Source organism: Actinomycetota bacterium, assembly GCA_019347575.1.
Classification (GTDB): Bacteria; Actinomycetota; Nitriliruptoria; order Nitriliruptorales; family Nitriliruptoraceae; genus JAHWKY01.
The window spans coordinates 1-2,982 of sequence record JAHWKY010000104.1 but is presented as its reverse complement, the minus strand read 5'-3'; the positions used below and the strand labels follow the sequence as shown (position 1 = coordinate 2,982).

4 protein-coding genes and 1 pseudogene are annotated in these 2,982 nt (G+C 71.4%); 1 reads left to right on the top strand and 4 read right to left on the bottom strand.

Annotated features, from left to right (window positions below):
- Positions 1–206 precede the first annotated feature (206 nt).
- The 4 genes and pseudogenes from KY469_22770 to KY469_22755 form a co-directional block, all read right to left on the bottom strand.
- A pseudogene (locus tag KY469_22770) lies at positions 207–383 on the bottom strand (5-(carboxyamino)imidazole ribonucleotide synthase).
- Between the two features lie 28 nt (positions 384–411).
- Positions 412–753: a hypothetical protein gene (locus tag KY469_22765; protein MBW3665914.1), complete on the bottom strand. Its 342-nt coding sequence runs from the start codon at positions 751–753 to the stop codon at positions 412–414.
- Positions 750–1,712 carry a branched-chain amino acid ABC transporter permease gene (locus tag KY469_22760; protein MBW3665913.1) on the bottom strand — a complete coding sequence of 321 codons (963 nt, stop codon included), beginning with the start codon at positions 1,710–1,712 and terminating at the stop codon, positions 750–752. The genes KY469_22765 and KY469_22760 overlap by 4 nt, the downstream gene beginning before the upstream one ends.
- Before the next feature lie 156 nt (positions 1,713–1,868).
- A complete protein-coding gene (locus tag KY469_22755; protein ID MBW3665912.1) occupies positions 1,869–2,429 on the bottom strand; it encodes an ABC transporter substrate-binding protein in 561 nt (186 codons plus the stop codon).
- Positions 2,430–2,474: 45 nt separating this feature from the next.
- Between KY469_22755 and KY469_22750 the strand changes: the two genes are divergently transcribed.
- Positions 2,475–2,982, top strand: a 508-nt coding sequence (locus KY469_22750) for an NUDIX hydrolase (protein MBW3665911.1), incomplete at its 3' end; no start/stop codon positions are given.

Sequence of the window (2,982 nt, the reverse complement as noted above, 5' to 3'; positions counted from 1 at the left end):
GCCAGCGACACGCTGGCCGCCAGCTCCCCCAACTCGGGCACCTCGAGCTCGGCGCCCAGGCGGGTCAGGGCCGACCACGGCGTCTCACCGGTGAAGGCGGTGACCTCGAAGGCCTGACGGAGCTGGGCGAAGGCCCAGCCGCCGCCGATCGAGGCTGCGTCGAGGATGGCGCCTTCGACGCCGGCGGGCACCAGCCGGGCCAGCGCCCGCAGGTCGTCCAGCGAGGTGTGCTCGCCGATGCTGACGCCGTTGGCGACCAGCGCCGCGCTGTCGTGCTCGGCGTCGGCCAGGACCCGCAGCGACAGGCCGAGCGCGATCGACGCCTGGTGGGTCATCCGCGACAGCTGTCCGCCGCCGACCATGCCGACCACGGGCAGGCCCATCGCACCGCGGATCGTCACGGTCGCGACCCTAGCGGGCGAGCGGGGAGGTGCCGACGAGCCGGGCGGCCAAGCGGGCCACCGACTCCTCCTCGACGCCGAGCGCCCCGAGGACGAGCATCGCGACGCCGATCGTGTAGGCGCCGATGGCGAAGAAGGCCACGTAGCCCAGGTCGAGCAGGCCGGCGAAGCCCACGATGATGTTCAACCCGAGCGCCATCACCACGTAGGCGAGCGCGATCACGGCGTCCTCGATGAACGGACTGCCGCTGTCGTAGAAGAAGGGCAGCAGCCCCGCGAACAGGATCGCGGCCGCCGTGGCGTAGCGGTTGAGGTGCTCCACCGCACGCACCCGCTGCAGGGCGACGGTCATCCGGCCTCCCGCGTCTCCTCGCCCAGCAGGCCCTGCGGACGGACGACCATGATCGCCACGAGGTAGGCGAACACGATGGCGGCCGTCCACTGGGAACCGATCCGGTTGTCGGAGATCTGCTGGATGAATCCGAGGATCAGGCCCCCGAGCACGGCTCCCCGGAGGTTGCCGATCCCCCCCATGACCGCCGCGGTGAAGGCGATGAGCCCTGCGGTGAAGCCCTGGAAGTACCAGATGGTGGTCTGGTAGAGCGCGAAGATCAGGCCCGCCGCGCCCGCCATCAGCCCGCCGAGCAGGAAGGTCAGCGAGATGGTGGTGTCCACGTTGACGCCCATGAGCCGCGCCGCATCGGGTTCCTGGGCGCTGGCGCGCATCGCCTTGCCCAGGCGTGTGCGGGCGAGGAAGGTGGTGAGCGCGAGCACGAGCGGGATCGTCGTGAGGACGGCGAGCGCGTCGCCGTTGGTGACGGTGACGCCGGCCGGCTCGAAGAGGGCGTTCTGGGAGCCGATCAGGTCGGGGACGCTCTCGGGCGAGCCGCCGAGCCACAGCAGCCCGACGTTGCGCAGGATGAACGAGAAGCCCACTGCCGTGATCAGCGCCGCGAGCCTCGGCGCGAGGCGCAACGGCCGGTAGGCGACGCGCTCGATCATCGTGTTGAGCGTGCCGCATGCCACCGCGGCGACGACCAGCACCACCGCAAGCCCCGCGATCAGGCCCGGCACGCCCGTGGTCAGCCCGAGGCCGAGCGCACCCCACACCCCCACCGCGACGAACGAGCCGATCATGAACACCTCGCCGTGGGCGAAGTTGATGAGCTCGATGATGCCGTAGACCAGCGTGTAGCCGACGGCCACCAGCGCCCAGATGGCGCCGTTGGACAGACCGTCCACCAGGTTGTTGCCCAGGCGGGAGAGGTCGCCCTCGGTGGCCAGGTCGTGGACGCCGAAGGCGACCGGCATCGCCAGCAGGAGGGCGATCAGCGCGTAGCGCGGAACGAGCTCCCGCAGCCTCGCTATGGCGACGGGCGCCGTGCGCTGTGCGCCGATGGCTTCCACTGGCGGCCAGTCAAGCGGCGGGGCGGGGCCGCGCGGTCCGCGCCCGCTGCCTGCGGAGAACTACTCCTCTGGGCTTTCGCCCTCGGGGGCCGTCCCGCCGCCCGGCTCTTCGCCGCCGGGCTCGCCGGCTCCGCCGGGCTCTTCGGCTCCAGGCTCGCCGGCTCCGCCGGGCTCGGCCTCTCCGCCGGCCTGGACCTCCTGGTCGAAGACCAGCCGGCCGTCCTCGATCCGGTAGACGCCGTAGCTCGTCAGCGTCGTGTCACCGTTGTCATCGATGCTGTAGGTGCCGAGCACCGACTCGCGGTCCTTGGTGTTGAAGAGGGCCTCGATCACCGCGGCGCGGTCGGTGGGGTCCTCGGCCCGCTCGAGGACGTCGAGCAGCAGCCTCGCCGCCTCGTAGCCGTAGATCGCGTAGGGGTTGGGGTCCTCCTCGCCGTACTCCTGGTGGTAGGCCTCGAAGAACTCCTGGCCCTCCGGCGGGTACTGGTCGGGCTCCAGGGTGGCGACGGTCACCTTGGTCCGCTCGCCCACGCGCTGGGGCAGGCCGCCCTCCTCGGGGTCGTAGATGAATCCGCACGACTCGCAGATCCAGCGCTGTGCGGCCTCGGTCTCGGTGCTCATGTACGGGACCCTACCCACCGCGGCGCCGGGTACTGTTCGACGATCGTGCGCTTCGACCGTCCGCCCCCCGGAGAGGAGCTCAACGCGGGCCGGCAGACCGTGCCGCGCCAGGCCGCGTCGGTGATCGTGGTGCGCGGTGGCGAGGAGCTCCTCGAGGTGCTGCTCGTCCAACGCACGCCGCGCGCGCGGTTCATGGGCGGCTTCTGGGTCTTCCCCGGAGGAACGGTGGACGCTCACGACGGCGAGGGCGACGCAGGTCACCGCGCCGCTGCTGTGCGGGAGCTGGAGGAGGAGGCGGCGATCGGTGGGATCGATCCCGCCGACCTGGTCAAGTTCTCCCGGTGGATCACGCCCCGCGAGGTCGAGACCCGCTACGACACCCACTTCTTCGTCGCAGCGCTCCCCGAGACCGCACAGCCGCAGGTCGACGGTGACGAGTGCGTGGACCTGGGCTGGTTCACGCCGACCGGTGCGCTGGCCGCCCACGGTGCTGGGGAGCTCCCGCTCGTGTTCCCGACCATCAAGCATCTCGAGCAGCTCGAGCCGTTCGCCT